This is a genomic window from Delftia sp. ASV31 (genome assembly GCF_016428765.1).
GTDB classification, from domain to species: Bacteria; Pseudomonadota; Gammaproteobacteria; order Burkholderiales; family Burkholderiaceae_C; genus Comamonas; species Comamonas acidovorans.
In genome coordinates this window covers 118,504-142,573 of sequence record NZ_JAELTK010000002.1, presented here as the reverse complement: position 1 = coordinate 142,573, position 24,070 = coordinate 118,504, and the positions used below count along the sequence as shown (strand labels likewise).

Sequence of the window (24,070 nt, the reverse complement as noted above, 5' to 3'; positions counted from 1 at the left end):
AAGCCATGAGCCAAGAACGCGTGCGCATATCGGTGGACCACGGCGTGGCCGAGGTGACCCTGGCCCGGCCCGACAAGATGAATGCGCTGGACCCCGCCATGTTCGACGCCCTGATCGACGCATTGGCGCGGCTGCGGGACACGCCCGGGTTGCGCGCCGTGGTGCTGCATGGCGAAGGGCGCGCCTTCTGCGCGGGCCTGGACATGGGCAGCATGGCCGGCATTGCCGACGGCCAGCAGACGGCGGACATGACGGACCTGGCCGCGCGCACGCACGGCATGGCCAACCGCTTCCAGCAGATCTGCTGGGGCTGGCGCGAGCTGCCCGTGCCCGTGATCGCCGCCGTGCACGGCGTGGCCTACGGCGGCGGCCTGCAACTGGCGCTGGGTGCGGACATCCGCCTGGTGGCCGATGATGCGCGGCTGTCCATCATGGAGATCAAGTGGGGACTGGTGCCCGACATGGCCGGCTGCGCGCTGGCCGCGCCGCTGGTGCGCGGCGATGTGCTGCGCGAACTGGTCTACACCGGCCGCATCGTGCCCGGCCCCGAGGCCGTGGCCCTGGGCCTGGCCACGCGCGTGAGCGCTGCGCCGCTGGAGGAAGCGCGCCATCTGGCCCGCCAGATCGCGGCCAGCAGCCCGCACGCCATACGCGCATCCAAGCGCCTGATGCAGCTCAGCGAAACCGCTTCTCCCGCAGACATCCTGCTGGCCGAGGCGCAGGAGCAGCAGGCCCTGCTGGGCAGCCCCAATCAGGCCGAGGCCGTGCGCGCCGGCCTGGAAAAGCGGGTGCCGGTCTTCAACGATCAAGGCCTTTAGACACCTTTTGAAACAGCCGCCGGACCCTGCATCGGGGTCCGGCGCAGCCATCCGCAAATACCCTTATTCGATGCCCTTTCGCCACTGCGCTGATTTTTTAGGCATTCCGTGGAAAGCCTTGCAGGGCGCGGATTCGGCAAGTTACACCCGGAGTTTTCCACAACTCCGTCCACACGCACCGGGGATAAAAACCCGGTGCCTGAGGGGCATGCAAGTGCAGGCATACTTGACGGCTTGCCTCGGCTTCCCCCTCTTTTCCCATGCCCCGCCTGCACGCTCCCAGCAAGGATGACAGCCGCCTGCTGCCGCCTTTTGCCGCCCTGCCCGAGCGCTGCATCCACGTGCCCGCCACCGACGCCGAATTCGCGGCCGCACGCGCCACGCTGATGGCGGCTCCCGTGCTCGGTTTCGATACCGAGAGCAAGCCGCTGTTCCACGCCCACCAGACCGACACCGGCCCCCATGTGGTGCAGTTGGCCACCTGCGACCAGGCCTGGCTGCTGCAGCTGCACCATGCGCAGGCACGCGCGCTTGCGGCCGACGTGCTGGCCAGCGAGTCCATCTGCAAGGCCGGTTTCGGCCTGGACCATGACCGCAGCGCGCTGCCCGCGCGCCTGGGCGTTGCGCTGCACAACGTGATCGACCTGGACCGCGTGTTCAAGCGCCACGGCTATGCCAGCTCGGTGGGCGTGCGCGCGGCCGTGGCCCTGGTGCTGGGGCAGAACTTCCACAAGTCCAAGAAGATCTCCACCTCCAACTGGGCTGCACCGCAGTTGAGCCTGGCCCAGCGCCACTACGCGGCCAACGACGCCCACGGTGCCGCCATGGTGCATGCCGCCCTGCCCGCCTGGGAACAGCGCCAGCCGGCCGTGGCCGAACGCCCGGCCAGGCCCGCCAGGCCTGCGCCTGAACCCCGCGGCCCCGGCAGCTCCAGCGGCCCGCGGGGACCACGCAGGCCTCACGCGCCACGCGAGCAGGAGGCACCGCGCGAGCCGCATGTGTCGCACGAGCCGCATGTGTCGCACGAGCCGCACAAGCCGCATGAGCCACATGCACCGCGCGAGTCCAGCGCCCCACGCTCATCGCCACGCCCTTCCCGCACCCCACGCCTGCTGCAGGCGCCGGTCACACCGGGCAAGCCAAGCCCTGGCTAGGCATCTTCCTCTTGCGGCACCAGCCGCACCCGGTCGCGGCCTGCGCGCTTGGCCTCGTAGAGCATGGCGTCGGCACGCGCCAGCGCCTGCTCCAGCGTCTGGCCCTGGGCCATCCAGGCCACGCCAAAGCTGGCCGTGATGCGTATGTCGTCGGGCAGCGCGCTGAAGCCCATCAGGCGCAGCTGGGTCTGGATGCGCCGGGTGATCCATTGCGCGGCCAGCGGGTCGGCGTGCGGCAGCAGGGCCACGAACTCCTCCCCGCCAAAGCGTGCAACCAGGTCCTGCTGGCGTGTGCTGCGCAACAGCAGGCGCGCAAAGCGCTGCAGCACCTCGTCGCCCGCCGCATGGCCCCAGCCGTCGTTGACCCGCTTGAAATGGTCCAGGTCGCAGACCAGTACGGCGGCCGACAGCTGCGGCTGCTCGGCCAGCCGACGCTGCACGGCCTCCTTGAAGGCGCGCCGGTTCAGCAGCCCGGTCAGCGGATCGCGGTCGCGCTCCTCGTGCAGCTCCTGCACGGTGTCGCGCACCGCTGCGGCCAGGAAAAGCATGGCAAACAGCAGGCCGAACACCAGCAGGCTCAACTGCAGCGCCATCCACGATGAAGAAATGCCCAGCCATTCCCCGGCTGCGCTGGCCGATACCGAAGCAGCACGCGGCGTCACCCACAGCGTGCGGACGAAAAAGCTCAGCGCAAAGACCACGAACACCCACAGCAGCAGCCGGTCCCAGCCTGTGCAGGGATGCCTGCGTGGCAGCCGCCACAGCGGCAGGGCCAGCTGCAGGCCCAGGCCGAAATTGAGCACATGCTGGCGTGCCTGGGCATCGGGCACGGCCCAAGCGTAGTAGCCCAGCACCACCAGCACCGCGCCGCCAAAGACGGCCGCCAGCGGTGCATCCGGGCGCACGCCCTGGCGTATGGCCATGGCCTCGGTGATGAACCAGGCCGCGCACAGTTGCAGCGCGGCCGTCGTCAATGCATTGACGGGAACGGCCGCAGGCCGCTCCAGGATCTGCAGCAGCAGCGCCAGGCTGAAGCCGGTGAAGGCGAAGGACATGCTGCGCAACTCGCGCCGGGCACGCAGATGCCGCCAGCAGACATAGAAACAGCCGGCCAGCAGCAAGGTGCACAGGGGCACCGCCAGCGCCAGAAGATGTCTTGCTGTCAACGTCACCATCAACTCCCTGATGGAGTCTAGCGATCAGGTCACGTTACAACACATCGTTAACAAAAATACACATTCACTCACGGTTCTGGCAATGGCAGGCTGGGCATACCTGCGCGTGGCAGAGGCGCAACCGGGCTGCGGCGTATATGTTCGTAACCAACGCATCGTTGGGCACCGGAGGCCGGCACGCCACAATGCCAACCGTCCTCCGCTAGTAAAACCTCAGGACTTACGCAAACACGACGCGGGAACGCGCCGCTCCCCATGGCAAATGGCCCGCCCGTGCCCTTCTTGCGTAAGCCGTCACCAGAAAGGCAATCTTCCATGCGCATCGAAACCCTGGCCGTCCACGCCGGCTACTCGCCCGACCCCACCACCAAGTCGGCCGCCGTGCCCATCTACCAGACCGTGGCCTACGCCTTTGACAGTGCCCAGCATGGCGCCGACCTGTTCGACCTCAAGGTGGCCGGCAACATCTACACGCGCATCATGAACCCCACTACCGACGTGCTGGAAAAGCGCGTCGCGGCGCTGGAAGGCGGCATTGCCGCCGTGGCCGTGGCCTCGGGCATGGCCGCCATCACCTATGCCATCCAGGCGATTGTCGAGGCCGGCGACAACATCGTCTCGGCCAGCACGCTCTACGGCGGCACCTACAACCTGTTCGCCCACACCTTCCCGCAGCAGGGCATCACGGTGCGCTTTGCCGATCCGCGCGACCCGGCCAGCTTTGCCCAGCACATCGATGAGAAGACTAAGGCCATCTTCATCGAGTCCATCGGCAACCCGCTGGGCAATGTCACCGACATCCGCGCGCTGGCCGACGTGGCCCACGCCCATGGCGTGCCGCTGATCGTGGACAACACGGTGCCCAGCCCCTATCTGCTGCGCCCCATCGAGCACGGCGCCGACATCGTCGTGCACTCGCTGACCAAGTACCTGGGCGGCCACGGCAACAGCGTGGGCGGCGCCGTCGTGGACAGCGGCAAGTTCCCCTGGGCCGAGCACAAGACACGCTTCAAGCGCCTGAACGAGCCCGATGTCAGCTACCACGGCGTGGTCTACACCGAGGCCCTGGGCGAGGCCGCCTACATCGGCCGCGTACGCGTGGTGCCGCTGCGCAATACCGGCGCCGCCCTGTCGCCGCACAACGCCTTCCTCATCCTGCAGGGCATAGAGACGCTGGCCCTGCGCATGGACCGCATCTGCGAGAACACCCAGAAGATCGCCGAGACGCTGCAAAAGCATCCCAAGATCGAATGGGTGCGCTACGCCGGCCTGCAGGACCACCCCGACCACGCCCTGGTGAAGAAGCAGCTGGGCGGCCGCGCCTCGGGCATCCTCTCCTTCAGCCTCAAGAACGGCAGCGGCGACAGCGACACGCGCGCCGCCGGTGCGCGCTTCCTGGATGCGCTGCAGCTGTTCACGCGCCTGGTCAACATCGGCGACGCCAAGTCCCTGGCCACGCACCCGGCATCGACCACGCACCGCCAGCTGGACGCCGAGGAGCTTGCCAAGGCCGGCGTGACCGAAGGCATGGTGCGCCTGTCCGTGGGCATCGAGCACATCAGCGACCTGCTGGCCGACCTGGAGCAGGCGCTGGCCAAGGTCTGATTCCCGCGCAAGGGCTGGCCGGACTGCGCGGCGGCCCGGCCAGCCCTTGCAGGCAGGCCCTGCCCTGTCAGCGCCGCTTGGCGCGCTCTCGCACTTGCTGCGAGGGGTAGAAGATCAGCGGATCGGGCGTGCGCTGCGGGTTGGCGCAGGGCTCGATGGCATGGCCCTTGGGCGGGGCGCAGCGGGCCAGGTCGCGCAACTGGGCCTGGGTGCGTTCGGCGTGGCGCGCGGCGGTCTCGCCTTCGGACGGGCGGCTGCCGGGCACGATGAGGCGCAGCTCCATCTTGCGGATGGCAGGCTCCACGGCATAGGTGCCCTGGTACTGCATCACCACGCGGCGCTCGGCCAGGTCCACCGTGGCCAGCACGGCGCGCATGGGCACGGGAATCATGGCGCCCGACTGGTAGCGCACCAGCACGAAGGGCGCAAAGGGCTTGGGAATCTTCAGCTCCAGTGTCTGGCCCTTGCCGCCGCGCGCATCGGCGCGCACGCGCAGTTGGCCACCGTCGGGCAGGTAGCGGTCCAGCCGCCAGCCCGTGGATACACGCTGCGCACCCACGCAGGGCGCGTAGTAGTACTCGGTGGCGTCGGCATCCTTGCCGGTGTAGAGCATCTGGGCACCTTCATGCTCGGTGAGCGCCTTGGCGGCCACGTCCGCACCATCGGCCCTGGCGCCAACCAGCGTGCCGCCGCGCACGAACACGCCCGTGTACGGGAACCAGGTGGTGCGCTGGTTGGCCACGGCGCCATAGGGCTTGCATTCGGTGGACATGCTCTGGTCCTGCATGTCGACCTGGGGCGCCATGGGCTCGCCGCCGTGGCCGCCGCCCTGGTCGGCCAGGCTCAGGCGGCCATCGGCCTCGATGGTGAACGTGGCCTTGGCCACCATGGAGTAGTAGCGGCCGGCAGCGTCTTCGCCGATCAGCAGCAGGCTGGGCAGGGGCGTGAGGTTGGCGACCTCGGGTTCGGCGTGCGGCGCATCGGCCGGGGCCTTGGCGGGCACCTCGGGCCGGGGCTGGTCCTGTGGCTGGCTGGGCGCCGGTGCCTGGGGCGGCGCAGTGGCGCAGCCGGCAAGGACCAGGGACAGCGGCATGGCAAGAACAAGCGAACGCAACAACATGGAACTCCCTCGGATCATTGAGGCCGACGATGCTACTGCATGCGCCGGCGCGCGATGCAATGCCAGGCAACGCGGCACGGGCAGGCTCAGACCAGATCCCTTGCCAGCCGCAGGCCGGTCATCTGCCAGCGCGCCTGGGTGGGGAAGAAATTGCGGTAGCTGGCGCGCGCATGGCCGGGCGGAGTGAGGCAGGAGCCGCCACGCAGCACGTACTGGTTGACCATGAACTTGCCGTTGTACTCACCCACCGCGCCCTCGGCCACCACAAAGCCCGGGTAGGCGGTGTAGGCCGACTGGGTCCACTCCCAGACCTCGCCCAGCGCATGGCTGCCGGGCTGCATGGCGCGCGGGTGCACGGGGTCGGGCGGCTCGCCGTGCTGCGGGCGCTGCGCCATCTGCGCGGCAAGGGCCGCCTCCCATTCCGCCTCGGTGGGCAGGCGCGCGCCGGCCCAGCGCGCATAGGCATCGGCCTCGAAGTAAGAGAGGTGGCAGACGGGCCTGCGCCCGTCCAGGGCCAGCGCGCCATGCAGGCTGAATTCCTGCCACATGCCGTCCATCACGCCGCCGGCCTGGCGCCGCCAGTACCACGGGTGCTCCAGCTGCTGCGCGCAGCGCCAGTCCCAGCCTTCGGCCAGCCACCACTGCGGCTGGGCATAGCCGCCATCCTTGACGAAGCGCAGGAACTCGGCATTGCTCACGGGCCGCTGCGCCATCTCGCAGCCCTGCAGGAACACCTCGTGGCGCGGGCGCTCGTTGTCGAAGGCAAAGCCCTCGCCCGCATGGCCCACGGCATGCATGCCGCGCGGCACGGTCAGCCACTGCAGCGGCGGGGGCAATCCATCGGGCTCTTGCGGCGAAGGCACGCCCTCTTCCTGCGCGCGGTACGCAGGCCACAGCGGGTGGCAGGACAGCAGGTGCTTGATGTCGGTCAGCAGCAGCTCCTGGTGCTGCTGCTCATGCTGCAGGCCCAGCTCCAGCAGCGCGGCCAGCCGTGCAGGCGGCTGCGTGCCCCAGTCCTCGAACATCTGCAGCATGCGCTGGTCCACGGCCTCGCGGTAGGCCAGCACCCGCGCCAGCGAGGGGCGCGTCAGCAGCCCGCGCTGGGCACGCGGATGCCGCTCGCCCACCTGCTGGTAGTAGGAGTTGAACAGCACGCGAAAGTCGGCATCGAAGGGCGGCACGCCGGGCGCGTGCTCGGCCAGCACAAAGGTCTCGAAGAACCAGGTGGTATGCGCCAGATGCCATTTGGCCGGGCTGGCGTCTGGCATGGACTGCACGCAGGCATCCTCGGCCGACAGGGGCGCGGCCAGCAGCACGGTGCTCTGGCGCACGGCCTCGTAGCGCTGCACCCAGCGGAAGACGGCGGGCATTTCACGCATGGGCATGGATCACGGCAAACCACTGGCGCTCATCCGTCCAGACCTGGCAGGGCCCGAAGCCCGCGCAGGCGAGCATGCCCAGGAATTCGGGCAGCGGGTACTTGTAGCTGTTTTCGGTGTGGATGGTCTCGCCGGCCGAGAAATGCCGCAGCCCCTGCGGCCAGCCCACGATCAGCGGGCGGCGCGCGCGCAGGTGCATCTCGATGCGCGAATGCTCGGCGTTGAAGAAGGCCACATGCTCCCAGTCGTCCGGGTTGAAGTCGCTGCCCAGCAGGCTGTTGACGTGGCTGAGCAGGTTCAGGTTGAAGCGCGCCGTCACGCCCTGGGCATCGTCATAGGCGGGCTCCAGCCATTGCGTGGACTTGGGCAGGTCTATGCCGATCAGCAGGCCGCCGTCGTCGTTGACCATGGCACGCATCTGGCCCAGCATGCGCTGGGCCTGTACCGGGTCGAAATTGCCGATGGACGAGCCCGGATAGAAGAGCAGCCGCCCGGCCTGCGGGATATGGGGCGGCAGGGTCAGCGGCTCGGTGATGTCGGCCGTGACGGCATGGGTCTGCAGCTGCGGAAACTCCTCGGCCAGCCGGCGCACGGACTGGCGCAGGAATGCGCCCGCAATGTCCACGCCCACGAAATGCCGGGGCCGCAGGCTGCGGCACAGGCCGCGCACCTTCTCGCAATTGCCGGCACCCAGCTCGATCAGCACCTCGCTGCCGCGCAGGGCCTCGGCCATGGCGGCGCCAGAGTCGGCCAGGATGGCGGCCTCGGTGCGCGTGGGGTAGTACTCGGGCAGCCGCGTGATCTGCTCGAACAGGTCGCAGCCGCGCGCGTCGTAGAGGTATTTGGGAGAGACCTGGGCCTGGGGCTGCATCAGCCCGTGCTGCAGTTCGGCGCGGGTCGCGCGCAGTGCGTGGTCCGCCCATTCCGGGGCCGCCTCTCGCCTGCCGCCTTCGGCGGGCACACGCGGCGCCGAAGGCAAAGGCAGCGGCACGCGCTGGGCGCGCGATGCCAGGGCAGAGGAAGACACGGTCGAATCGTGGGCAGACAGCATGGTGGGGGCCTCGCGTTGTGCGCCGCCCGCCGCAGCATGGTGAATGCCGCATCCCGGCTTGCAGCAGGGCGCGGTCGCCACGGGGCGGACAGCCAATGGTGACTGACGCCTGCAAACGGCAAGCGAGCCTCGCAAGACTCGCACCGGCAGGCCGAGGCACCAGCCTAGGCGCCTGCCCATGGCATGCGGGTAGGACAGTTTCCCCCGCGCGTGATTTTTTCGTGACCTGTCCGGTGCTGCGCCGCAGCATGTCCGCAGCAGGCGAAAGCGCCGGTTCGGACGAAAAAAATCCGGTATGCCGCGAACGGCATACCGGACCAAGTACCCATCCTTGCCTCACTACGCGCTGCCGGATGAAGCAGCGCGTGCCTCACTCATGATCCGGAGATCAGAAGCGATAGCCCAGTCCCACACCGACCAGCACCGGGTTCACCTTGAAGGTGCCCACCTTGGTGCCGGCGGAGCTCACGTCCGTTTCAATGAAGACCTTCTTCACGTCGAAATTCAGCGACCAGTTCTTGTCCAGCGCGTAGTCGAAACCGATCTGCAGCGCGCCGCCGAAACTGTTCTTCTTGATCGAGGGGTTCAGCGCGGCCTGCACGGCAGGGTCGAAGCTCACGCTCGAAAAGCGGGTGTAGTTCACACCGGCGCCGACGTAGGGCTTGAAGGCGCCGAAATTGGTGAAGTGGTATTGCGCCAGCAGCGTGGGCGGCAGGTGCTTGAGGCTGCCGATCTGGCCCAGGCCGTTGGCACGCAGGTCGTGCTTTTGCGGGTAGGTCAGCACCAGCTCGGCCGCGATGTTGGGCGTGAAGAAGTAGGACACGTCCAGTTCGGGCATCCACTTGTTGTTGATCGACAGACCCAGACCCGTGCTGTCCTTGTTGGCGCTGTCCAGATTCACGGCGCGCACGCGCACCATCCAGGGGCCTTCGGCCTGCTGCGCAAACGCGGCACCCGACGACAGGGCGCAAACGGCAGCAACGGCGAGCAGAGTTCTTTTCATGATGGAGAGTCTTGGAGTAGCCCGGGGCAAATCCCGTAGCTGTATTGCATCAGGGGCGGACGTGGCCGATCTTGTCCTAGCTCAAACCCGAAGGTGCGCAGCCCCGCATGGCCGGATCGCGTTGGATGCATGCAACGCATTGCGCGGCGGGCCAGCGGCAACCGATTCGAGCTGCCTGGCTTGAGGTTTGAGCTGCGAGGTCGTGGCTGCATTGGTTGATTGACTACGTCCTCGCTGGACGCATGCTGTTTCGCCTCGGCGATGCCCTGGACATCACGCCGTCTGCATTGATCAAGGATGTGGAAAAGCGCCTGAAGGTGATCGGACAGGGCAGTGACCCGGCCGGCGATTGACGGCTCCTTTCGACAGGACAGGAAGCCGGGCGCTGGAACACCGGGTCGGCATAAGCAAAGACGCAGATGCCGCTTGCACGGCCGTGCGATACGCACTAACTTGGAGGGCCGGCCCGGCCATCGGCGCCGGCTGCAGAATCTGCACGTATCCCATTCCTGCCCGTCTCTTTCATGACCACCCTCAAGCTCTACTACGCGCCCGGCACCTGCGCCCTGGCCACCCGCATCGCCCTGATCGAAGCCAATGCGCCGCACGAAGTCATCAAGCTCGACTTCCCCAAGGGCGAGCAGCGCAGCCCCGAATACCTGGCCATCAATCCCAAGGGCCGCGTGCCCGCCCTGGTGACCGAGCGCGGCGTGCTCACCGAAACACCGGCACTGCTCGCCTACGTTGCGCGCCGCTTCCCCGAAGCCCGGCTCGCCCCGCTCGACGATGCGTATGCCTTTGCCCACATGCAGGATTTCCACAGCTACCTGTCCTCCACCGTGCACGTGGCCCACGCCCACGGGCGCCGCGCAGGCCGCTGGGCCGATGACGAAGCGGCCATTGCCTCCATGCAGCGCAAGGTGGCAGCCAACATGGCCGAATGCTTTGGCGTGATCGAACGCCATTACCTGGGCGATGCCCCCTGGGTGCTGGGCTCGGACTATTCCGTGGCCGACGCGTACCTGTTCACCATCGCCGGCTGGCTGGAAGGCGACGGCGTGGACATCGCCGGCTTCCCCAAGGTGCAGGCGCATTTCAAGCGCATGGGCGAGCGCGCTGCCGTGCGCGGGGCGCTGGGGAGCTGAGAGGGGGAGGCTGCCTGCGATACCCGCAATGAAGGTGCTTGGGTCAGGTATCTATCGCAGGTTTGGCAGATGCCGTTCACTTGCCGATTCATCGCGAAGGAATGCTGGCGCGCAATGCCTTGCCCACATCGGCAGCGCCTCGCATTCCTCGCCATGCATGGCCATCGCACAGCAGATGCTGCGTCGAGTGCATCCACTCCAGGTCGCCGGGTCAAAGCGCCTCGCAACCGCCTCGGCACATCCGCCACATTCGACACAAAACCCAGCATCTCTGAAATCTATTCGTAAATTCTGCTTGGCAGTCCACCAAGCCCCGGGCCTCTACCGCCGTCCGCAAGCCTTGCCTACAGTCGCCAGGACAGGCAGGGGCGTTGCACAAGGCGGCGCCTTCTCGCCATTCCAGAAACGACGAATTCAGACGACAGGGTGGAGCATGCAAAGACAAGCCAGGGTGATTGCCATCAACAACCAGACGGGGCTCATCGGCCTGCAGCCGGAGGGAGAGGACAGCTGCGTGCTGGCGCAGCAGCTCGATACCCGCCCCGTGAATACGGGCCAGATGCTGTCAGGGGAGATGGACAGCGTGGGCATGGAGACGTTTGTGAACGCGCAGACGCAGGACCGCATCGAGGTCTTCGTGGAGGCCTACGGGTTGTCTGCGGAGGCCGTGGAGCTCGCCCTGCGCTGAGCTGGCTGCAGGGCGGGTGAAGGTGCAGCCGCCAGCGTCAAGGCCGCGCCCACTGCGCCAGCGTCTGCCGTGCCAGGGCCTCGACATCCAGCGGAGACTGCGGGTCTACCGCAAGCTCTCCCAGCATCACCATGGCCTCTGGGATCTGGTTGCGTTCGCGCAGCACCATGGCCTTGTTCAGGAGCAGAAAGCCGCGGGTCTCGGCATCGGGGCCGGCCTTCAGGCCGCTGTCCAGCAGGGCCAGGCGCTTGTCCGGGTCGTCCTCCAGGTGGGCGGCGGTCTTCCAGGCGGGAGCGAAGCCGGGCGTCTCGCGGGTCATGGCCAGCGCGGCCTGGCGCGTCTTGTCGCGGTCGGTTTCCCACTCCAGGGCAAGGTAGCGCAGGTAGGTGCCTTGGGGGAGCTTGCCGTCACGCTCCATGCGCAGGCTGTGCACGGCCGTCTTGGCGCTGAAGAAGCCCCTGGGCGCCAGTGCATCCACGCGCCGGTAATGCCGATAGGCCGCGTCAAAGTCCTTTTGCAGCAGGTAGGTGAATGCAGCGTCGTAGACGGGATAGGGCCAGCGGGGCGCCAGCTTCGAGGCGGTCTCGAAATGTGCCAGGGCGGCGCGGTAATCGCCGTTCTGCCCTGCAGCGCGGCCCAAGGCATGGGCATCGCGCGCGGCCTGGCTGACGGGTGTGGCGGAGGGCAGCTCCCAGCTGAAGCGGCCATCGGCCTTGTCCAGGTCGCTGCGCCTGAGCACGCGGCCGGCGCTGTCCTTGAACACGATGTCGTCGGCCGCCAGGGCAGGCGCCGGTGCCAGCAGTTGCAATGCCACAGCCGCGGCAGCAAGCAAGGAGAACTTCATGGTGTATCGGGCCTTGTTGGGAGGCCCCGATATTAGAGCGCAGCCCCTGTGGTGCTGACGGCAGGCAGGGACTCCACTGCGCAGGCGGCCGGGGCAGGCCGGCTCCTGGCCCGGCCGCGCTTGCGGGCAAGGCGATTCATTTGCCATTCCAGCGATTCGGTGTCGAAGTCGAAGGCGTCGAGCAAGGCAATGGCCTTTCTGGCCTCCCTGAAGTCGATATCCGTGATGGGCGGGCCATGCATCAGCGACAGGTCATGCTTGAACAGCCACTCCTGCAGATCGGCCAGGGCAATGATGGAGACGCCCTGGTTGATGAGCTGTGACGCGCTGACCTGCGCGAGCACGGCCGGCGTCAGTTGCCTGGACGAGCGCAGGCCCAGCACCTGCTTGAGCTTGGCCACCAGCGGCGTGCGCAGCTCGAACTGGGGCAGGCTCTCGAAGTGGGCCAGGGATTCGAGGTACAGCTGCGGCTCCGCGTGGATGGCGGCCAGGTCGTTGGGCAGATGCAGCAGCTCGCAGATGCGGTTGAGCGCCGTGCGCGCGCGCTCGGTACTGAGTTTCTCGGCCCTGCCCGCTTGCGCGAGCGTGCATCCGGCGATGACGGACCGCAGCACGCGGGCCTTGGTGAGGTTGGAAATCATGGAGTCCCCCCTGATGAACACCCTGGGACCGGTGCGGATGCGAATTCAGCCGCCCGGTCCCGACAACGGCTCCGCTGCGGCAATGGGCCGTTCCCGGAGCCTCGGCGGCCGGCAGGCGCAAACGCATTGCGCCGCCGCCAAGGGACAGGAGGACGCCTGGCCTTGCGGAGTTCCAGCGGGAATGCATGTGCTTGCGCCCACAGTCAAATGCGATGCGCCAAAGCGAAAATTCCATGCAAACGGGGGCCGTCCGGCCCCCGTGGCGTGCCTTGCCGGCTGCAGGGCCGGCCGGCGATGTTTGCCGCGACTCAGCGGCGGCGCAGGCGCTTGATGCCTTCGACAGCCGCCAGCACGATGGCACCGGCCACGATGCCGGCCACCGCGTTGAGCACATTGACGGCCAGCACGCGCCACAGGCCGCCCAGCGCGCCCTGGGCCACGGCCTCGCCCAGGCCCTCCACGGCGTGGTGCAGCGCAGGCACGCCGTGCACGAGGATGCCGCCACCCACCAGGAACATGGCGGCCGTGCCCGCAACGGACAGCCCCTTCATCAGCCAGGGCGCGGCGGCGACGATGCCCCGGCCCAGCGCGCGGGCCGCGGCGCTGGCACGCTGGCCCAGCCACAGTCCCAGGTCATCGAGCTTGACGATGCCGGCCACCAGACCATAGACGCCCACGGTCATGATGAGGGCAATGCCCGCCAGCACGGCGACCTGCTGCCCGAACGGCGCCGAGGCCACGGTGCCCAGCGTGATGGCGATGATCTCGGCCGAGAGGATGAAGTCCGTGCGCACGGCGCCCTTGATCTTGTCCTTTTCCATGGCGACGAGATCGACGCCCGCATCGGCATTGGCCTGGGTCAGGCGCTCGCGCTCCACGGCATCTTCCTCGGGCGAATGCAGGAATTTGTGGGCCAGCTTCTCGCAACCCTCAAAGCACAGAAAGGCGCCGCCGACCATGAGCAGCGGCGTGACAGCCCAGGGAATGAAGGCGCTGATGAGCAGCGCCGCCGGCACCAGGATGGCCTTGTTGATCAGCGAGCCCTTGGCCACGGCCCAGACCACGGGAATCTCGCGCTCGGCCCGCACGCCCGTGACCTGCTGGGCGTTCAGGGCCAGGTCATCACCCAGCACGCCGGCCGTCTTCTGCGCGGCCACCTTGGTCATGACGGACACATCGTCGGCCATGGCCACGCTCTTGCGTGCTGCCACCTTGGTCATGAGGGCCACGTCGTCCAGGATCGCTGCAATATCGTCCAGCAGCATCAGCAAACCAGCACCAGCCATCGCATTACTCCAGTGAATTGTTCGGGGAACTTCTTTTTGCCCGGGCGCCATCATGGGGCCTGGGCATGTCCTGCCCATGTAGGAGATGCCCGGCGGCCAGCCCGGTCACGGGGCCGACCGGCCGTCCGTCACTTGCTGGTCTTGAAGCCCTGCCCTGCCGCCCAGGCCGCCACGTCGTCGCGGCGGATGGCGGCGGCCATGAGCTGCGGGAAGGCGTCCGGCGTGCAGGCGAACGAGGGCACGCCCAGCGCGGCCAGCTTGGCGGCCAGTTGCGCGTCGTAGGCGGGGGCGCCTTCGTCGCTGAGCGCCAGCAGGGTGATGAACTGCACGCCCGACTCCACCAGTTCGGAGGCGCGGCGGAGCAGGCCGCTTTCCACACCGCCTTCGTAAAGGTCGGAGATGAGCACGACGATGGCGTTGCGCGGCTCGCTGATCAGGCCCTGGCAGTAGCCCACGGCACGGTTGATGTCGGTGCCGCCGCCCAACTGCACGCCAAAGAGCACGTCCACCGGGTCGGAGAGCTTGTCGGTCAGGTCCACCACCGCCGTGTCGAAGACCACCAGACGGGTAGCGACGGCCGGCAGGCTGGCCATGACGGCACCGAAGATGCTGGAGTAGACGACGGAGTTGGCCATGGAGCCGCTCTGGTCTATGCACAGGATGACTTCGCGCTGCGGGCGGCGCACCTTGCGGCCGTAGCCGACCAGGGTCTCGGGCACGATGGTGCGGTAGTCGGGCTGCCAGTGGCGCAGGTTGGCGCGGATGGTGCGGTTCCAGTCGATCTCGGAGTGGCGCGGACGGCGGTTGCGCTGGCTGCGGTCCAGCGCGCCCGAGACGGCGCTGCGCATGGGCTCTTCCAGGCGGCGCATGAGGTCATCCACCACCTTGCGCACGACGATGCGCGCGGTCTCCTTGGTGTTCTGCGGGATGACGGAGCCCAGGGAGATGAGGTCGGCCACCATGTGCACGTCGGGCTGCACATGCTCCAGCATTTCGGGCTGGAGCATGAGTTCGCGCAGGTTCAGGCGCTCCATGGCGTCGCGCTGCATGACCTGCACGACCTGGCTGGGAAAGTACTTGCGGATGTCGCCCAGCCAGCGCGCCACGCTGGGCGAGGAGTTGCCCCGCCCGCCGCGGCGCGAAAGGCCGCCGTCCTTGTTGTCCTCTTCGTAGAGCGCGGCCAGGGCCTTGTCCATCTCGTCGATGGAGCTGCCCTTGGGGCCCAGCCCGCCGCAGCTGGCCTCGGACGGCTGGCCCAGCACCAGGCGCCAGCGTTGCAGGCGGGTGGTGGGCTGGGGGGCGGTCTCCTGCGGGTCGGCGCCGGCAAGGGATGCATCGTTCACGGTGGCAGCGGTGTTCATGGCTGGGCCTCCTGCGGGCTGGACAGCAGTTGCGCGGGCAGGTTCAGGCCCAGCAGTTGATCGAGTACGGGAATGGCGAGCACGGCACGCGCCTCGTTCCAGGCGCCGTCGTTCCCATCGCCTGCCGCACCTGCGGCACCTGCGGCACCTGCGGATGCGGCCGCCACGGCCGCACTGCCCTGGCCGCACCGAGCCTTTTCGCCCAGGCTCTGGCGGTCATGGTTGGAAAAGGCCGAGAAGCTGCGGCGCACCAGGGGCAGGATCTGGGTGAACTGGGTCTCGCCCAGCTGCGCCAGCCAGGCATCGACGGCGCCCCAGATGGCGTCGTCGTGCAGCAGCACCAGGGCCTGGCGGTTGAGAAAGCCGTCCAGCCAGGCGGCAGCGTCCAGCGGCGGCACGCCCAGCGAGAGATTGCGGCCCAGTTGCGTGGCCACGGCCTCGCTGTCCAGGCGGTGGGCATCGAGCAGCAGGCGGCAGGCCGCGCCGCGCAGCAAGGCGGCGCCCGCGTCGCCCATGGCAATGCTGCGCAGGGCGCCGAACCAGGCTTCGCGCGGCTCCTCGGCATCGCGCAGGCGCAGGGCCTCGTGGGCCTGCAGCACCGTGGCCTGCATGTGTCTTGCAGCGTCTTCGTCCAGCGCCATGCAGGCCAGTGGCAGGCCGATGGCGGCGCGCAGCGCCATGCTGTCGATCACCGTGGCCAGGGCCTGGGTGTCGGTCTGGCGCACGCTGCCGTAGCGCAGCACATTGGCCAGCGGCGGCAGCGCCTGCATGAGCTGGGAAACATCGCCGGTGCTGGCCGAGCGGTCGGCCAGGTCGTGCATGAGGGCATCGACCAGGTGAGGCAGGTCGGCCAGCAGGGCGTCGTCGATGGTCTTGGCCAGCTCGGGCAGCGGGGTCTCGGGCGTCAGCGCCTGGCGCACCTTGGCCGCGGCGGCCTGCACCAGGGTGCCGCCGTAGCGGCTGGCCTCGATGATGCGCACGGCCAGCTCGGGCTCCCACTGCAGCTGCCAGCTTTCGCGGAAGGTGCCACGGTTGCGCTGCTGGTCGGTGGTGACGCTGCCCCACTCTATGCCCAGCAGGCGCAGGCGGTGCAGGAAGTGGCTGCGTTCGCGGTCCGTGTCCTTGCGCAGGTCCAGGGCCAGGACCTTGGCGGCCGCCTCGGGCTTGAGGCGCAGGCTTTTTTGCTGCTGCTCGATGTCGCGCTGCAGCGGCACCTGGGGCACGTCGGCGGGCACGCCGCCGATGCGGTCGCCCACGCTGAGTTCGCGCTCGATCAGGCGCAGCGGCGTGCGCTCGCCCATGCTGATGACGGTGACGATGGCCTCGTCCAGCTCGGGCAGGCCGGGGCTGGCATGGCCGCGCAGGGCCGCCAGGCTTTCGGCCAGGCGCGTGGCCTCGATGATGTGGGCGCTGGAGCAGTCCAGGTCCTTGGAGCGCAGCAGATGGGCCACGCGCGCCAGCCAGCCGACGGTGCGCTGGGTGCTGGCGCGTGCCGGGTCGGCAGCAGGTGCGGGCTGGAGCAAGGACTCGGGCACAGGCTCGGAGCAGCGCCACAGATGTTCATACCAGCCCGGCGAATCCACGCCCGCGCCATAGCCGCTGGATGAGCACAGGTTGCGGTAGGTCCAGGGTGCCCAGGTGGCCTGGACCTTGGCCTTGGGCAGGCCCTTGAGCGTGGCGGCATCGGCCTTGGCGGTGACCTGGGCCTGCAGGGCAGGCACATGCCATGCGCCGCAGACCACGGCAATGCGCTGGTGGCCGGCCTTGACGGCCTCGCGCATGCACTGGCGCATCCAGGCTTCGCGCAGCTCCTCGCGCTGGGCATGGCGTTCTCCGCGCACTTCGTTGGGCAGCTCGGCACGCACCACGGTCATGGCTTCGGCAATGCCCTCGAACAGGGTGGCGCCGTCGCCGCGTTCCTCGACCATGCGGTTCCACCAGCTTTCGCCGTCGGGGTAGCCAGCGGCCTCAGCCAGCAGGTCCAGCGGATCGCGCCAGTCCCGCCTGCCGGAGTCCGAGGGATCGACGGCGAGGTCGGCAGCCGGCACGGACTGCGTGGTGTCGTCGCGGTCCAGGGCCTCGGCGGCATTGCTCTGTAGCTGGCTGCCGTCTGCCGCAGCGGCGACGGAATCGGAGCCGGCATCTGCATCCTGGCCTCCATCGGCCGCATCCGCGCCTGCATCGGCTGCATCTGCCGCCGCCGCCTCGGCCCGGCGCCGCTCCTGCTCGGCCATGTCCAGCGCCATGCGGTGGGTCTGGGGCAGGTCGATGAAACGCGTGGCCACGCCCTGGCGCGCCGCCCATTGCAGGGCCTGCCATTCGGGCGAGAACTCGGCATAGGGATAGAAGGCGGCATGGGCCGGACTGTCCTGCACATAGACCAGCATGGCCACGGGCGGCTGCAGGTCGGCATGCTGCAGCATGGGCAGCAGGGACTCGCCCTCGGGCGGCCCTTCCACCAGCAGGCAGTCGGGCTGCAGCTGCTCCAGGGCCTGCAGCAGGCTGCGCGCGCAGCCCGGGCCATGGTGGCGGATGCCGAAGAAATGAAGCGGATTGGCAGAGGTGGCCATACGGGAAGTGCGCAGGAGATGCGCAGAAGATGCGGTCGGTCAGCGGTGCGGGAGTGCGGGCTTCAGAGCTGCTCGCGGCAGGCGCGGTACAGGTCCTTCCAGTCGCTGCGTTCCTTGACCACGGTCTCCAGGTATTCCTTCCAGACCACGCTGTCCTGCACCGGGTCCTTGATCACGGCGCCCAGCAGGCCCGAGGCCACATCGCCCGCGCGCAGCACGCCGTCGCCGAAATGCCCGGCCAGCGCCATGCCGCTGTTGATGACCGAGATGGCCTCGGCCGTGGACAGCGTGCTGCTGGGCGACTTGACGCGCACGGTCTTGCCGTCTTCGGTCTGGCCGTTGCGCAGTTCGCGGAAGATCTGCACCACGCGGCGCACTTCCTGCAGGGCCGGCGGCTCGGCGGGCAGGGCCAGGGCGCGGCCCTGCTCGGCCACGCGCTTGGTGACGATCTGCACCTCTTCGTCCTGCGAGGCCGGCACGGGCAGGATGACGGTGTTGAAGCGGCGCTTGAGCGCGCTGGACAACTCGTTCACGCCCTTGTCGCGGTTGTTGGCCGTGGCGATGACCGAGAAGCCCTGCACGGCCTGCACTTCGCTGCCCAGCTCGGGCACGGGCAGGGTCTTTTCGGACAGCACGGTGATCAGCGTGTCCTGCACGTCGGCCGGGATGCGGGTCAGCTCTTCGATGCGGGCGATCTTGCCCAGCTTCATGGCATTGACCAGGGGGCTGGGAATCAGCGCCTTCTCGGACGGGCCGTGGGCCAGCAGCTGGGCGTAGTTCCAGCCGTAGCGCAGCTGCTCCTCGCTGGTGCCGGCCGTGCCCTGCACCAGCATGGTGGAGTCGCCGCTGACGGCTGCCGACAGGTGCTCGGACACCCAGGACTTGGCCGTGCCCGGCACGCCGTACAGCAGCAGGGCGCGGTCGGTGGCCAGGGTGGAGACGGCGATTTCCATCAGGCGCGGATTGCCGATGTACTTGGGGCTGACCTCGAAGCCGTTGCCGAGCTTGCCGCCCATCAGGTACTGGAGCACGGCCCAGGGCGAGAGCTTCCAGTTGGGCGGACGCGGACGGTCGTCCACCTTGCGCAGGGCTTCGAGTTCTTCGGCGAATTGCTGTTCGGCATGCTGGCGCAGGACTTGGCTCATGGTGTGCTTCCGGGAAGGGGTAAGGGTTGGATTCGGTTCGGGGTATGCGGCAGGACGGGCGCGGCTCAGGCCGGGCCGCGCAGGGCAACAAAGGCTTGGTGCAGGCCCAGGCGCAGATCGACGATGCGCTCCAGATGGCCGCGCATGCGCTCCTCGTCCCAGGGCCGCACGCGGCTGCGTTCAAGGCGCGCCTGCTGCTGGGGCGTGAGGGGAATGCTTGCCGGTGCGGCAACTGCAGCGGCTGTGGCGGTAGCGGTGGCCGTGACTGCTGCAGCAGCAGGTTCGGTTTGCGGCTCGGGCTCGGGCTCGGGCTGCGCATCCAGCACCGAGGGCTTGCGCCACAGTTCGGCAAAGCGCTCCAGCGCGGTCACGTCCAGCATGCGCGCACAGGACAGCAGGGCCTGGTCGGCGCGGTAGCTGTGCCAGTTGCCCGTGATCTGCTTGCCGCCCACGGCCAGGTGCAGTGCCTCGGTCAGCCGCGCAGACAGCGCGGGCGAGAGCACTTCGGCGCCGCCCAGCGACTGGGACATGCCTTCGATGGCGTCGATGAGCTTGTGCCTGTCGCGCTCGAACTGGGCAATCCAGCGGGTCTCGCGTTCCTCGCGGGACAGCCGGGCCATGAGGGCGGGCAGGAGCGCGTCGTGGCGCATGTCGCGGCCCATGGTCTGGGCGGCATCGATCCATTCCACGTCCAGCTGGTACTGCAGGGCCCGCACCCAGCCCTGGCGCAGCGAGGACTTCCAGTCGCTGCGCCGGCTCCACTCCATCACTTCCAGGGGCGTCAGGCCCAGGGCGCGGGTCCAGAAGGACACGGGCGTGAGCTGCACCATCTGCTCCAGCAGCCAGGCCTTCTTGCCGCCACGGTGGTAGGCGTCGGGCTTGAGCGTGATGCCGTCGCGCTCCCATTCCTTGAGGCCTTCTTCGGGAGGCTCCACGATCCACTGGCCCTTGTCGTCCTGCTGCAGCATGGACTGCATCCAGCCCATGACGCGCTGGCTGTGCGCGCTGTCCGGCAGGCACGAGAGCATTTGCGCGGCGTTCTCGCGGATCTCCTTGCTGCGGTCGGACAGCAGTTTTTCGAGCAGCGGCTCATCGTCCATGCCCAGCCCCACGGCCAGGGCCTGGACCAGGGGCAGGCGCTCCTTGGCGCCCAGCTCCTTCAGGCTGCCTTCCAGCCGCGTGCGGGCCTTGGCGGCATCGGTTGCGCGCTCGCTGCGCAGCAGGGCCACGCGCTGCTCCACCGAGCCTTCCTGCCAGACCAGCTCGGGGTCGGCGGTTTCCTCCACGCCGCTGGCATAGCCCCATTGCGGGTTGAGCGCGCCCAGCCAGCGCCCGCGCTCGCCCAGCACGGGGGCCAGCCACTGGCGCAGTTCCACGGACTGGCGGCCCTGCTCCAGCGCAGGCACCAGCAGGTCATGGGGCAGGCGCTGGCCGGCCTGGTCCAGGGTGCGCAGCATGGAGGCCTGCAGCTCGAACGGGCCGTCCTTGAGCACGTCGCCCATCAGGGTGTGCAGGCGCGCATCGGCAGGCGCGATGCGCGACTCCGCAGGCGCTGCGGCCGGCACGGCCAGCGGTGCCGTCAGGCGCACCTGCACGCCAGGCTGCCAGCCGGCCCGCTCGAACACGGCCGCCACGGCGCTGGCGCGCAGCAGTTGCTGGGCGGGTGAGTCACCGGCCACGTCAGTGCGGGGCTGCAGCGCGGCCTGCACGGCCTGCTGCGACCCGGTTGCGGACGGGTCCACGCCAGAAGCCAGCGCAGGCGGCACGGCCAGCCGGTCCGAGCCGACCATGGCCGATTGCTGCAGCGCAGCCCAAAGTTGTGCGTTGCTCATACCGGATCACCCTGGTTCTGCCAGATACATTGCTGGGCGGTTTCGCCTTCGCGGGCCTGCCAGGCGCTCAGCAGCCGCCAGCGGCCCACGGCCGGGCCGGGTTCCCATTCGCCAAACAGCTGCATGGGCGCACCGCCGCTGAGCGCCAGCAGGCGCCAGGCCTCGGCATCTTCAATCGCCACGGGAACGGGCTGCACTGGCGCCGCCGTGCCAGGGGCGACCGGCGATGCATCCGGCGCTTGGGGCCAGGCCGCGAACCACTGGCCCTGGGCGGGCACCAGCCGCAGCCGGTCCTGGCACAGCGGCTGCGTGGCCTGCAGCGGGTTGGCGGCAATGCGCTGGCCCAGCAGTTGCAGGACGTCGCCCCCGGCCGAGTTGGCCAGCGGGCTGGCGCCATCGGCAGGCAGCGCAGGCCCGTTGCCATTGGCCGCAATGGCGCGCAGCGGCGCATGGCCCGGATAGAAATTCAGCGCGCAGCCGTAGCAATGGCCCGGCACCCAGGCCGATTCGAAGCCGCGGCCGCCCTGCGCATAGTCCAGCACCAGGGCCATGCGCCCAGTGCGCTGGCCCTGCAGCCAGACGCGCCGCTCCATGAGTCGGCCTTCGCGCTCGATCATGCGCAGGCCGGCCACCAGCCATTCGTCCTCGACCAGCTGGCCCCTGGCCTGCACCTCGGCCTTGTCCATGGGCCAGCCCAGCGCGGCCATCACGTCGGCCTTGACCTCGGGGCTGAGCGATTCGCGGCGGCGCACGGCGTCGATGATCAACTGCCAGTGGCCCAGCTGCACCAGCATGTCGCGCGGCCAGTCGCGGTGGCTGTCCACCAGATCCCGGCAATCCTTGATGCGCGCCGCCATGCCGGTGGCCTGCGCATCGACCATGCGCGCGGCCATGTTGTTCCAGCGCTGGCGCATCTGCGTGTCGCTGGCCTGGTTGGCCAGGCCCGCACGCACCATGTCCTGCATCCACAGCGACAGTTCCTGCAGGCCGGCTTCGACCTTGTCCCAGCGCTTGTCCTCGCGCCTGGCCTGCTGTTTGGCCGCGACCTCGGGATCGGGTGGCGGCTCGGCCGCTGCGGCGGCAGCCTTGGCCTCTTTCTTCTCGGCCTTTTCCTGGCGGCTGTCCAGCCAGGTCTGCACCCAGGCAGGCGGATCAACGCCTTCGGGGACTTGCCCGCCGGCACGCATCAGCATCAGCGCCAGCCCGTGCTTGCAGGGGAATTTGCGGCTGGGGCAAGAGCATTTGAAGGAAGGCCCCGACAGGTCCACCTGGGTCTGGTAGGGCTTGCTGCCGCTGCCCTGGCATTCACCCCAGACCGCCACATCATTGGCGCCCATGGCGGGCCATTTGGCGGGCGATTGCAGGCCCTTGGCGGCCTTGCTGGATGAGGCGTCCGGCGACAGCGCCAGCACTTCGCTCTCTGTTCCTAATACACGCGACACCGAAGCTCCCTCTCCAAGTGTTTGTCATCGCCGGGCGCATTGAATGAAACGGCACTGCCCGGCAAAACTGAAAGCCTATCAGCAATAGTTATCGGCAATTTGAAACAATTCACAACAACACCAAGCCTCTCTCCCATGAATGGGGAACCCCATGGCGCGCAGCCAGCTGCGCTATATCAGCGCATGCATTGATGGCACCAAGCCATGCCAGCCTTCAGGCATTGCGAAAGACGCAGAAAACACGCATTCACCATTTCCTGCGATGCACATCGCCACCCATTGAAAGCAAGCACTCATTCCGCACCTGAAAACGGTTTCATTCCATTGCACTGGCAACCATTGCAATCCGCTGGCCATTGCGATAGCGCGACAGTGCGTTCGACCCGCAGCCAGGCAAGGCCGGACCAGACCCTGGCTGGGGGATGGGCTCTCAGAAAACCGGACGTGCCATGCAAATATACTGTATATTTATACAGCCATGGAGCTGCAACGCAAACTTTTCATCCTCGCCGACGCCGCCAAGTACGACGCCAGCTGCGCCTCCAGCGGATCGCAGGGGCGCGACTCGCTGGACGGCAAGGGCATTGGCTCGGTCACCGGCATGGGCATCTGCCACAGCTATGCGCCCGACGGGCGCTGCATCTCGCTGCTCAAGATCCTGCTGACCAATGTCTGCATCTTCGACTGCCGCTACTGCATCAACCGCAAGAGCTCCAACGTGCAGCGCGCCCGCTTCACGGTGGCCGAGGTGGTGCAGTTGACGCTGGATTTCTACCGGCGCAACTGCATCGAGGGGCTGTTCCTGTCCAGCGGCATCATCCGTTCCAGCGACTACACCATGGAGCAACTGGTGGAAGTGGCGCGCCGCCTGCGCGAGGAGCATGACTTTCGCGGCTACATCCATCTGAAGACCATCCCGGATGCCGCCCCCGAATTGCTGGCCCAGGCAGGCCGCCATGCCGACCGCCTGAGCATCAATGTGGAACTGCCCACGGCCAGCGGCCTGGCGCAGTTCGCGCCTGAAAAGGATGGGCAGCGCATACGCCAGGCCATGCAGGGCGTGGACCGGCATGTACAGGCCTGGCGCGCGGCCACGCGCGAGCAGCGCCAGGCGCAGTCCCTGCCCGGCGCGCCCGCGCAGCGCGCCGCCGTGCCCCGCTTTGCGCCGGGCGGGCAGAGCACGCAGATGATCGTGGGCGCCGACCGCGCAACCGATGCCGACATCCTCGAATCCAGCCACACGCTGTATGCGGGCTACGGCCTGCGCCGCGTGTACTACTCGGCCTTCAGCCCCATTCCCGATGCCTCGCGCGATCTGCCGCCGCAGGCGCCGCCCCTCATGCGCGAGCACCGGCTCTACCAGGCCGACTGGCTGATGCGCTTTTACGGCTACGGGGCGGGCGAGATCGCGGCGGCCAGCCGCCACGGCATGCTGGACCTGGAGATCGACCCCAAGCTGGCCTGGGCGCTGGCCAACCGACAGCAGTTCCCCGTGGACCTCAACCGTGCGCCACGCAGCCTGCTGCTGCGCGTGCCGGGCCTGGGCACGCAGACGGTGGACCGCCTGCTGGCGGCGCGCCGCGTGCGCAGGCTGCGGCTGGACGATCTGCTGCGGCTGCGCGCCCCCGTGCAAAAGGCCCTGCCCTTCGTGCTGATCGACGGCCACCGGCCCCTGCTGGGCGAGACCGACTCGGCCGCGCTGCGCACACGGCTGATCGCGCAGTCGCAGGCCAGCCAGGCCCAGGCACGGCACAGCGGCATGCGCGTGCAAAACGCGCTGCAGGCCAGCCTGTTCTAGCGCCTGGAGCACG

At 68.5% G+C, this 24,070-nt stretch carries 20 protein-coding genes; 7 read left to right on the top strand and 13 right to left on the bottom strand.

From position 1 onward, the window contains the following. Window positions 1-5 precede the first annotated feature (5 nt). Together JHD82_RS01530 and JHD82_RS01525 are read left to right on the top strand one after the other, a co-directional pair. Window positions 6-818, top strand: coding sequence for a crotonase/enoyl-CoA hydratase family protein (locus tag JHD82_RS01530; protein WP_199135194.1), 813 nt, complete (start codon window positions 6-8; stop codon window positions 816-818). A 260-nt stretch (window positions 819-1,078) separates the two neighbouring features. Then, on the top strand, window positions 1,079-1,972 hold the full coding sequence (locus tag JHD82_RS01525; protein ID WP_199135193.1) for a 3'-5' exonuclease: 894 nt from the start codon (window positions 1,079-1,081) through the stop codon (window positions 1,970-1,972). Here the strand turns inward: JHD82_RS01525 and JHD82_RS01520 are convergent. Beyond that, window positions 1,969-3,147: a GGDEF domain-containing protein gene (locus JHD82_RS01520; RefSeq protein ID WP_199135192.1), complete on the bottom strand. Its 1,179-nt coding sequence runs from the start codon at window positions 3,145-3,147 to the stop codon at window positions 1,969-1,971. The two genes, JHD82_RS01525 and JHD82_RS01520, sit on opposite strands and share 4 nt — an antisense overlap. 315 nt (window positions 3,148-3,462) lie before the next feature. Here JHD82_RS01520 and JHD82_RS01515 point away from each other — a divergent pair, with 315 nt between their 5' ends. Further along, a complete protein-coding gene (locus tag JHD82_RS01515) occupies window positions 3,463-4,752 on the top strand; it encodes an O-acetylhomoserine aminocarboxypropyltransferase/cysteine synthase family protein (protein WP_199135191.1) in 1,290 nt (429 codons plus the stop codon). 67 nt (window positions 4,753-4,819) lie between these two features. On the opposite strand, the gene JHD82_RS01510 is transcribed toward JHD82_RS01515, so the two are convergent. From JHD82_RS01510 to JHD82_RS01495, 4 genes are all read right to left on the bottom strand, one after another. Continuing rightward, window positions 4,820-5,872 carry a hypothetical protein gene (locus JHD82_RS01510; RefSeq protein ID WP_199135190.1) on the bottom strand — a complete coding sequence of 351 codons (1,053 nt, stop codon included), beginning with the start codon at window positions 5,870-5,872 and terminating at the stop codon, window positions 4,820-4,822. 86 nt (window positions 5,873-5,958) lie between these two features. After that, window positions 5,959-7,257: an ergothioneine biosynthesis protein EgtB gene (gene egtB, locus JHD82_RS01505; protein ID WP_199135189.1), complete on the bottom strand. Its 1,299-nt coding sequence runs from the start codon at window positions 7,255-7,257 to the stop codon at window positions 5,959-5,961. Beyond that, window positions 7,244-8,302: an L-histidine N(alpha)-methyltransferase gene (egtD, locus tag JHD82_RS01500; protein WP_199135188.1), complete on the bottom strand. Its 1,059-nt coding sequence runs from the start codon at window positions 8,300-8,302 to the stop codon at window positions 7,244-7,246. Before egtD ends, egtB begins: the two co-directional genes overlap by 14 nt. Window positions 8,303-8,690: 388 nt before the next feature. Then, window positions 8,691-9,305, bottom strand: a complete 615-nt coding sequence (locus JHD82_RS01495) for an OmpW family protein (RefSeq protein WP_012206635.1) — start codon at window positions 9,303-9,305, stop codon at window positions 8,691-8,693. 524 nt (window positions 9,306-9,829) lie between these two features. On the opposite strand from JHD82_RS01495, the gene JHD82_RS01490 reads away from it, so the two are divergent. Beyond that, window positions 9,830-10,450, top strand: a complete 621-nt coding sequence (locus JHD82_RS01490; protein WP_034396003.1) for a glutathione S-transferase family protein — start codon at window positions 9,830-9,832, stop codon at window positions 10,448-10,450. A gap of 433 nt (window positions 10,451-10,883) precedes the next feature. Beyond that, window positions 10,884-11,138 (top strand): hypothetical protein, encoded by a 255-nt coding sequence (locus tag JHD82_RS01485; protein ID WP_012206639.1) that lies wholly within the window; start codon window positions 10,884-10,886, stop codon window positions 11,136-11,138. 37 nt (window positions 11,139-11,175) lie between these two features. Here JHD82_RS01485 and JHD82_RS01480 read toward each other — a convergent pair whose 3' ends face one another. From JHD82_RS01480 to JHD82_RS01445, 8 genes are all read right to left on the bottom strand, one after another. After that, window positions 11,176-11,982, bottom strand: coding sequence for a hypothetical protein (locus JHD82_RS01480; RefSeq protein ID WP_199135187.1), 807 nt, complete (start codon window positions 11,980-11,982; stop codon window positions 11,176-11,178). Window positions 11,983-12,014: 32 nt separating this feature from the next. Beyond that, window positions 12,015-12,623: a hypothetical protein gene (locus JHD82_RS01475; protein ID WP_199135186.1), complete on the bottom strand. Its 609-nt coding sequence runs from the start codon at window positions 12,621-12,623 to the stop codon at window positions 12,015-12,017. Window positions 12,624-12,931: 308 nt separating this feature from the next. After that, window positions 12,932-13,909: a DUF808 domain-containing protein gene (locus JHD82_RS01470; protein ID WP_012206642.1), complete on the bottom strand. Its 978-nt coding sequence runs from the start codon at window positions 13,907-13,909 to the stop codon at window positions 12,932-12,934. A gap of 128 nt (window positions 13,910-14,037) precedes the next feature. Beyond that, window positions 14,038-15,270 carry a VWA domain-containing protein gene (locus tag JHD82_RS01465; RefSeq protein WP_012206643.1) on the bottom strand — a complete coding sequence of 411 codons (1,233 nt, stop codon included), beginning with the start codon at window positions 15,268-15,270 and terminating at the stop codon, window positions 14,038-14,040. Beyond that, on the bottom strand, window positions 15,267-17,840 hold the full coding sequence (locus JHD82_RS01460; RefSeq protein ID WP_199135185.1) for a DUF5682 family protein: 2,574 nt from the start codon (window positions 17,838-17,840) through the stop codon (window positions 15,267-15,269). The genes JHD82_RS01465 and JHD82_RS01460 overlap by 4 nt, the downstream gene beginning before the upstream one ends. A gap of 62 nt (window positions 17,841-17,902) precedes the next feature. After that, the gene (locus JHD82_RS01455) at window positions 17,903-18,985 is read right to left on the bottom strand and encodes an AAA family ATPase (protein WP_012206645.1); all 1,083 of its coding nucleotides are present in this window, start codon (window positions 18,983-18,985) and stop codon (window positions 17,903-17,905) included. A gap of 65 nt (window positions 18,986-19,050) precedes the next feature. Next, window positions 19,051-20,817, bottom strand: coding sequence for a DUF5691 domain-containing protein (locus JHD82_RS01450; RefSeq protein WP_199135184.1), 1,767 nt, complete (start codon window positions 20,815-20,817; stop codon window positions 19,051-19,053). Then, window positions 20,814-22,259 (bottom strand): SWIM zinc finger family protein, encoded by a 1,446-nt coding sequence (locus JHD82_RS01445; protein ID WP_199135183.1) that lies wholly within the window; start codon window positions 22,257-22,259, stop codon window positions 20,814-20,816. The genes JHD82_RS01450 and JHD82_RS01445 overlap by 4 nt, the downstream gene beginning before the upstream one ends. Before the next feature lie 151 nt (window positions 22,260-22,410). Here JHD82_RS01445 and JHD82_RS30250 point away from each other — a divergent pair, with 151 nt between their 5' ends. Together JHD82_RS30250 and JHD82_RS01440 are read left to right on the top strand one after the other, a co-directional pair. Continuing rightward, entirely contained in the window at window positions 22,411-22,542 is a 132-nt protein-coding gene (locus JHD82_RS30250) for a hypothetical protein (protein ID WP_256974396.1), read from the top strand. A gap of 195 nt (window positions 22,543-22,737) precedes the next feature. Further along, complete coding sequence (locus JHD82_RS01440; protein ID WP_199135182.1) at window positions 22,738-24,057, top strand: putative DNA modification/repair radical SAM protein; 1,320 nt, start codon at window positions 22,738-22,740, stop codon at window positions 24,055-24,057. The last annotated feature ends 13 nt before the right edge of the window (window positions 24,058-24,070 follow it).

Excerpts from the sequence above, each read along its gene's own strand:
- egtB (WP_199135189.1), bottom strand. The coding sequence starts at position 7,257 with ATGCCCATGCGTGAAATGCCCGCCGTCTTCCGCTGGGTGCAGCGCTAC.
- JHD82_RS01490 (WP_034396003.1), top strand. The coding sequence starts at position 9,830 with ATGACCACCCTCAAGCTCTACTACGCGCCCGGCACCTGCGCCCTGGCC.
- JHD82_RS01485 (WP_012206639.1), top strand. The coding sequence starts at position 10,884 with ATGCAAAGACAAGCCAGGGTGATTGCCATCAACAACCAGACGGGGCTC.
- JHD82_RS01460 (WP_199135185.1), bottom strand. The coding sequence starts at position 17,840 with ATGGCCACCTCTGCCAATCCGCTTCATTTCTTCGGCATCCGCCACCAT.
- JHD82_RS01530 (WP_199135194.1), top strand. The coding sequence starts at position 6 with ATGAGCCAAGAACGCGTGCGCATATCGGTGGACCACGGCGTGGCCGAG.
- JHD82_RS01470 (WP_012206642.1), bottom strand. The coding sequence starts at position 13,909 with ATGGCTGGTGCTGGTTTGCTGATGCTGCTGGACGATATTGCAGCGATC.
- egtD (WP_199135188.1), bottom strand. The coding sequence starts at position 8,302 with ATGCTGTCTGCCCACGATTCGACCGTGTCTTCCTCTGCCCTGGCATCG.
- JHD82_RS01495 (WP_012206635.1), bottom strand. The coding sequence starts at position 9,305 with ATGAAAAGAACTCTGCTCGCCGTTGCTGCCGTTTGCGCCCTGTCGTCG.
- JHD82_RS01525 (WP_199135193.1), top strand. The coding sequence starts at position 1,079 with ATGCCCCGCCTGCACGCTCCCAGCAAGGATGACAGCCGCCTGCTGCCG.
- JHD82_RS01440 (WP_199135182.1), top strand. The coding sequence starts at position 22,738 with ATGGAGCTGCAACGCAAACTTTTCATCCTCGCCGACGCCGCCAAGTAC.
- JHD82_RS01515 (WP_199135191.1), top strand. The coding sequence starts at position 3,463 with ATGCGCATCGAAACCCTGGCCGTCCACGCCGGCTACTCGCCCGACCCC.
- JHD82_RS01510 (WP_199135190.1), bottom strand. The coding sequence starts at position 5,872 with ATGTTGTTGCGTTCGCTTGTTCTTGCCATGCCGCTGTCCCTGGTCCTT.
- JHD82_RS01480 (WP_199135187.1), bottom strand. The coding sequence starts at position 11,982 with ATGAAGTTCTCCTTGCTTGCTGCCGCGGCTGTGGCATTGCAACTGCTG.
- JHD82_RS01465 (WP_012206643.1), bottom strand. The coding sequence starts at position 15,270 with ATGAACACCGCTGCCACCGTGAACGATGCATCCCTTGCCGGCGCCGAC.
- JHD82_RS01475 (WP_199135186.1), bottom strand. The coding sequence starts at position 12,623 with ATGATTTCCAACCTCACCAAGGCCCGCGTGCTGCGGTCCGTCATCGCC.
- JHD82_RS01455 (WP_012206645.1), bottom strand. The coding sequence starts at position 18,985 with ATGAGCCAAGTCCTGCGCCAGCATGCCGAACAGCAATTCGCCGAAGAA.
- JHD82_RS01520 (WP_199135192.1), bottom strand. The coding sequence starts at position 3,147 with ATGGTGACGTTGACAGCAAGACATCTTCTGGCGCTGGCGGTGCCCCTG.
- JHD82_RS30250 (WP_256974396.1), top strand. The coding sequence starts at position 22,411 with ATGGCGCGCAGCCAGCTGCGCTATATCAGCGCATGCATTGATGGCACC.
- JHD82_RS01450 (WP_199135184.1), bottom strand. The coding sequence starts at position 20,817 with ATGAGCAACGCACAACTTTGGGCTGCGCTGCAGCAATCGGCCATGGTC.